The sequence below is a fragment of the Acidithiobacillus sp. TH-A35 genome (assembly GCF_057473505.1).
The window spans coordinates 1-5,047 of record NZ_JBYCKR010000091.1; the positions used below are offsets into that span (position 1 = coordinate 1).

Below are 5,047 nucleotides of genomic sequence, written 5' to 3' on the forward strand. Positions count from 1 at the left end.
CCAGAATCTGCGGTTCGGCGAGGCCTTTGCCATGACCGTGGAGGCGGGCGATTTTGATGGCCGCTTCATTGGCCTCGGCGCCGCTATTGCAGAAAAAGGCCGCATCCATCCCGCTGATCGCGCAAAGGGTGTCAGACAGTTTTTCCTGCGCCGGAATATGGTAGAGATTGGAGGTATGCAGCAGTTGCCCGGCCTGGGCTTGCAAGGCGCGGGTAACGGCCGGATGGCTGTGCCCCAGGCCACAGACGGCGACCCCTGCCAGAGCGTCCAGATAACGGCGTCCCTCGGTATCATAGAGCCAGACGCCCTCACCCCTTGCAAAAGCGACCGGTAGCCGGGCATAAGTGGACATGAGTGGCATCAGACTGGTGCCTCCCCGTCTAGGGCGAAAGCCGCGTGCAGCGCCCGCACCGCCAGTTCCAGATATTTTTCTTCAATGACGACGGAAATCTTGATCTCGGAGGTGGAAATCATCTGGATGTTGATGTTTTCCCGCGCCAGGGTTTCAAACATGGTGGCGGCGATACCGGCATGGGAGCGCATCCCGACGCCCACCACGGAAACCTTGACGATGTGGGTGTCGCCCCGCACGTCCTCGGCGCCGAGTTGCTGGGCCACGCCTTGGAGAATATCGCGGGTCTTGGCGAAATCATTGCGGTCCACCGTGAAGGTGAAGTCGGTTTTACCCGCCTCCGAAACATTCTGGAGGATCACATCCACATTGATATTGGCCGCGGAAATCGGACCCAGAATGGCATAGGCGATGCCCGGATGGTCGGGCACGCCGACAACGGTGATTTTCGCCTCATTGCGGGAGAAGGCGATGCCGGAGACGCGGGGAGCTTCCACAGAATTTTCCTCATTGGTGACCAGGGTGCCGGGTCCATCCTGAAAAGACGACAAGACCCGCACGGGAACATGGTATTTCATGGCGAATTCGACGGAGCGGGTTTGCAGAACCTTGGCACCGAGGCTGGCCATTTCCAGCATTGCTTCAAAGGTGATGCGATCCAGGCGGCGCGCCCGGGATTCCACTCGCGGGTCGGTGGTGTAAATGCCGTCCACATCGGTGAAAATATCGCACTCATCGGCATGCAGGGCGGCCGCCAGGGCCACGGCGGTGGTATCGGAACCGCCGCGACCCAGGGTGGTGATATTGCCATGCGGATCGACCCCCTGAAAGCCCGCGACGACCACAATCTTGCCGGCATCCAGTGCCGCCCGGATCTTGTGATCGTCAATATGCTCGATGCGCGCCCGGTTATGGGCCGAATCGGTCATGATGGCGACCTGCCCGCCGGTGAACGAAATGGCGGGTTGACCGATACCCTCCAGGGCCATGCTCAGCAGCGCAATGGTGACCTGCTCGCCGGTGCTGAGCAGGGTGTCCAGTTCGCGCTCGGCCGGGGCGTCGGCCAGGGCGCGCGCCAGTTGCAGGAGGCGGTCCGTCTCGCCCGACATGGCGGAGACCACCACCACCACCTGATGACCTGCGCGATGACTGGCCGTGACCCGTTCCGCGACGGCACGGATGCGTTCCACGCTGCCCACGGAAGTACCGCCAAATTTCTGTACGATGAGTGCCATTTTCAGTGATTTTATGAAAAATTAAGGGCAAATGATAAATCGTTGCGGCGGGGTCTGTACAGGACGCACTGCGGACGCCCTGTGCGGCGCCGCGCCAGCCCGGCTTCAACGCTGTGTAAAGCGCATTTTCGGCATGAACCCCGATGAGGAAGCCTGCGGGCCGAGGATATGGCCCCCTACCGCGGTGCGCTCAGCGATCGGCTATGGTGTCTGGCGCCGGTGCGGTTTTGGGCTTTTTGAGCAGAGAATACACGGGGCAGTAGCCGATCACGCCGCTGGCGATGATGAGCAACCCGGAAAAGGTCCATTCCTTGTAGGGGAAGGGATTGACGAAATAGACCAGAAAAATGATGGCGCCGAAGTATATACGCAGCCAGCGCTCAGTAGTGTTCATGTTTTTGATGACTTTCATGCCCTGCTCCTCCGCAAATCAGAGAACCACATGCGAATTAAACTATAGGTCTGATCGGGGCGCCCCGCAACAGGCGCGGTTTTCTGTACGTCAATATGGTGTATGATATCGCCATATCGCTGCTGAACAGAGGGGAAAGTCAGCCATGCCCACCGTTCACGAAACCCCGCGTATTAACCTGCGCGCAAGTGCCGAGGCCAAAGCCCTTATCGAGCAGGCGGCCGCTCTCATGGGTATGACGGTATCCAGTTTCATGTTGCAGAATGCCTATGATGCGGCGCGCAAGGTGGTGACGGAACATGAGACCTTGCGGCTCTCCCAATCGGCCTTTCAGGCTTTTGTCAGCGCTTGTGAAAAACCGGCAATTCCTAACGCTGCCCTGCGGGCCTTGATGGCACGCCGCTGAATGGCGGTACGTATCGCTCTGTTGGAGAATTTAGAGTGGTCGTAATCACTTTGATTGTGGCAATGATGTGCTGAATGATTTTTTGAAGCGCCATGCTGGCCAGCAGCAGCGCAGGGGTTTTGGCAAAACTTATGTAGCACTGTGCGACGACCCTCCTGAGATCATGGGTTTCGTCACCGTGAGTGTGGGACAGGTAGCCACCGGGACATTACCATCACCGCCCCGTCTCCCCTGTTATCCGGTACCGATCCTGCGCATCGGGCGCCTTGCGGTGGATCGACGTTATCAAGCACGGGGCGTTGGCCAAGACCTCTTGGCTTTTGCCTTGCATCTGGCAGTGGAATTTTTGGAGCGAGTGGGCCTGTATGCCGTGGTGGTTGATGCCAAGCACGAAACTGCCGCGCGTTTTTATCAACGGCTGGGCTTTTCGGCCTCATTGGACGATCCGTTATGTTTGTTCGTACCGGTGTCCCAGTTAATCGCCGCGAGTAAGCCGTGAACCGGCCTAAGCCCTTAATACCCCGCTTCCTTCTGGTGTCTGAAGGCCAGCACCGTAACCGCATCTCACCCCGGCAGTAGGGCATCTACCTTGTGTTGGGCGATGAGGTGCCCGCGCGCCGCGGCTTCGGAGAGCCACTTTAGGCCCAGCGCCTTGCCCCGGGTTACGCCCTGTCCCTTGAGATAGCAGGTACCCAGCCAGTCCATGGCACCCACATGACCTTGCCGGGCTGCGGCCGCGAACCACGCCGCCGCGATGGCGTATCGGCCGGCAGCGTAAAAGGCCAGGCCCAGCGCATTTTTCGCCCCGGTGTCGCCCGCATCCGCCTGAATGTTGTTCGTAACGTCGAAGAGGATGTGGCCCTGGCGCTCAAACAGGTGGCTGCGAGTCACGGTCGCAGCGCGGAGGCGGAACACCGGGAAATTCTACGATCCACCCTGCGCCGACCGCCACGCCGACCCCTGGCCGAAGTGCTCGCCAGCATGCCAAATGTCGGCGAGGATAGCGATTTCGATACCCGTCACAATGCAAGCTGACCATGTATCTGGTGGACACCAACATCATCAGCGAGGCCCGCAAAGGCCGCAAGGCCAACTCCGGCGTGCAGGCGTTCTGAAGCGCGGTTGAATCCGCCGACCTTTATATCGCCGTGCAAAGCATCGGGGAAATTCGCCGCGGACTGGGAAAGGTTCGTCAGCGCGGCGATAACGATCAAGCCCTGCGTTTAGAGTCTTGGCTTGACCGCATCGTCAGGCGCTATGGGGACCGGATACTCAGTTTCGATACGGATTGCGCCCAAGTGTGGGGGAAAATGTACTTCCCTGCTCAATGCCCAACTGGTGACGAACGCCGACGGGTAGCACCAGGTGCCCGCGCTGGTCTACATGAGGCGTTGTATTGATGGGTATCAATGCATGTTTCCCATAAAACATGCAAGGCCCATTCTATCCATTTTGGTATCGGAAAATGACGTCGGAATACCGAACCAGGTTTGGTCTTGTTCTCAAAATCCGCGTCGAGCGCAGGCGGCTGGCGTGCTCCTTGCCGGACTCTGGTCTAAACTGAAGGTCAGATAGGTATCGGGTATGTCGGCGGAATCACGTCAGGAGAATCGGTATGGCAACGGATTTACGGGCACTCAGGAAGCAGGTGGGGCAAAGTATCTGGTTGGATAATCTGTCGCGCACCCTCGTCCGTGACGACATTCTGCGGCGTTATATCGACGAGGACGGGATCAGCGGGGTGACCTCCAACCCCAGTATTTTTCAGAAGGCGATTCACTCCAGCCCCTACTATCAGGAGGATCTGCGCCGGCCTGCAGATTCCGCAGAACGGTTGTATGAGGGTCTGGTGGTGGATGATTTGCGCAAGGCCTGCGATTTGTTGCATCCGGTGCATGTCGAAACGGGCGGTGACGACGGTTGGGTGAGTTGGGAGGAGTCGCCGCGACTGGGGCGGGATGAGGCCGCTACGGTGGCCGAGGCGCAACGGCTGCACGGGTTGGTGCAGCGGGAGAACCTGCTGATCAAGGTGCCGGCCACGCCCGCGGGTATTCGCGCCTTCGCAACGCTCATCGGCCGCGGTGTGTCGGTCAACGTGACCCTGATGTTCGGGCTGGCGCATGTTCGCGCGGTATATGCCGCCTATCAGAAGGGTTTGGCGCAGTGGGTGGCGAGTGGCGGTGATCCGCGCAAGGTGAAAGCGGTTGCCAGCCTCTTCCTGTCACGGGTGGATACGCTGGTCGATCAAAAGCTGGAGACTATTGGCACGCCGGAGGCTTTGGCGTTGCGGGGTCAGGCGGCGGTGGCGATGGCGAAATCGGCATACACCATTTACCAGGACGTTTTTCACGGGAAGGACTTTGGGGCGCTGCACGCTGCGGGTGGAAGACCCCAGTATCTGCTCTGGGCGAGTACCAGCACCAAAAATCCCGCCTACTCCGATTTGCTCTACGTCGAGCCGTTGATGGGGCCGCAGACGATCAATACCTTGCCCGACGACACCCTGGTCAAGCTCCGCGATCATGGCAGCCTGGTGGCACGGGTCGAAGACGATATGGCGGGGGCACGGCGGACCATGGCGCAACTGGCCAGCCTGGGTATAGATATGGACGGCGCTGTGGCGGAGCAGTTGCAGGTGGAAG

General features: G+C 59.5%; 9 protein-coding genes. 4 read left to right on the top strand and 5 right to left on the bottom strand.

Features of this window, described 5'->3' with window-relative positions:
* The 3 genes from AC2VNK_RS03440 to AC2VNK_RS03450 all read right to left on the bottom strand — a co-directional run.
* Positions 1-361 (bottom strand): aminotransferase class III-fold pyridoxal phosphate-dependent enzyme (locus tag AC2VNK_RS03440; RefSeq protein ID WP_486882805.1); only part of this gene is annotated, 361 nt, incomplete at its 3' end.
* Positions 361-1,587 carry an aspartate kinase gene (locus tag AC2VNK_RS03445; RefSeq protein ID WP_486882806.1) on the bottom strand — a complete coding sequence of 409 codons (1,227 nt, stop codon included), beginning with the start codon at positions 1,585-1,587 and terminating at the stop codon, positions 361-363. The genes AC2VNK_RS03445 and AC2VNK_RS03440, both read right to left, overlap by 1 nt.
* A gap of 190 nt (positions 1,588-1,777) precedes the next feature.
* Positions 1,778-1,999, bottom strand: coding sequence for a YgaP family membrane protein (locus AC2VNK_RS03450; protein WP_291521203.1), 222 nt, complete (start codon positions 1,997-1,999; stop codon positions 1,778-1,780).
* 145 nt (positions 2,000-2,144) lie between these two features.
* Here AC2VNK_RS03450 and AC2VNK_RS03455 point away from each other — a divergent pair, with 145 nt between their 5' ends.
* Together AC2VNK_RS03455 and AC2VNK_RS03460 are read left to right on the top strand one after the other, a co-directional pair.
* Positions 2,145-2,405, top strand: coding sequence for a type II toxin-antitoxin system TacA family antitoxin (locus tag AC2VNK_RS03455; RefSeq protein ID WP_486882807.1), 261 nt, complete (start codon positions 2,145-2,147; stop codon positions 2,403-2,405).
* 82 nt (positions 2,406-2,487) lie between these two features.
* On the top strand, positions 2,488-2,904 hold the full coding sequence (locus AC2VNK_RS03460) for a GNAT family N-acetyltransferase (protein ID WP_291521206.1): 417 nt from the start codon (positions 2,488-2,490) through the stop codon (positions 2,902-2,904).
* A gap of 65 nt (positions 2,905-2,969) precedes the next feature.
* Here the strand turns inward: AC2VNK_RS03460 and AC2VNK_RS03465 are convergent, their stop codons facing one another.
* Entirely contained in the window at positions 2,970-3,110 is a 141-nt protein-coding gene (locus AC2VNK_RS03465; RefSeq protein WP_291521209.1) for an SEL1-like repeat protein, read from the bottom strand.
* Between the two features lie 9 nt (positions 3,111-3,119).
* Here AC2VNK_RS03465 and AC2VNK_RS03470 point away from each other — a divergent pair, with 9 nt between their 5' ends.
* Positions 3,120-3,440, top strand: coding sequence for a FitA-like ribbon-helix-helix domain-containing protein (locus tag AC2VNK_RS03470; RefSeq protein ID WP_486882808.1), 321 nt, complete (start codon positions 3,120-3,122; stop codon positions 3,438-3,440).
* On the opposite strand, the gene AC2VNK_RS03475 is transcribed toward AC2VNK_RS03470, so the two are convergent.
* The gene (locus tag AC2VNK_RS03475; protein WP_486882809.1) at positions 3,425-3,619 is read right to left on the bottom strand and encodes a hypothetical protein; all 195 of its coding nucleotides are present in this window, start codon (positions 3,617-3,619) and stop codon (positions 3,425-3,427) included. The two genes, AC2VNK_RS03470 and AC2VNK_RS03475, sit on opposite strands and share 16 nt — an antisense overlap.
* 401 nt (positions 3,620-4,020) lie before the next feature.
* Between AC2VNK_RS03475 and tal the strand changes: the two genes are divergently transcribed.
* Positions 4,021-5,047 (top strand): transaldolase (tal, locus tag AC2VNK_RS03480; protein ID WP_486882810.1); only part of this gene is annotated, 1,027 nt, incomplete at its 3' end.

Excerpts from the sequence above, each read along its gene's own strand:
- AC2VNK_RS03445 (WP_486882806.1), bottom strand. The coding sequence starts at position 1,587 with ATGGCACTCATCGTACAGAAATTTGGCGGTACTTCCGTGGGCAGCGTG.
- AC2VNK_RS03450 (WP_291521203.1), bottom strand. The coding sequence starts at position 1,999 with ATGAAAGTCATCAAAAACATGAACACTACTGAGCGCTGGCTGCGTATA.
- AC2VNK_RS03455 (WP_486882807.1), top strand. The coding sequence starts at position 2,145 with ATGCCCACCGTTCACGAAACCCCGCGTATTAACCTGCGCGCAAGTGCC.
- AC2VNK_RS03465 (WP_291521209.1), bottom strand. The coding sequence starts at position 3,110 with ATGGACTGGCTGGGTACCTGCTATCTCAAGGGACAGGGCGTAACCCGG.
- AC2VNK_RS03470 (WP_486882808.1), top strand. The coding sequence starts at position 3,120 with ATGACCTTGCCGGGCTGCGGCCGCGAACCACGCCGCCGCGATGGCGTA.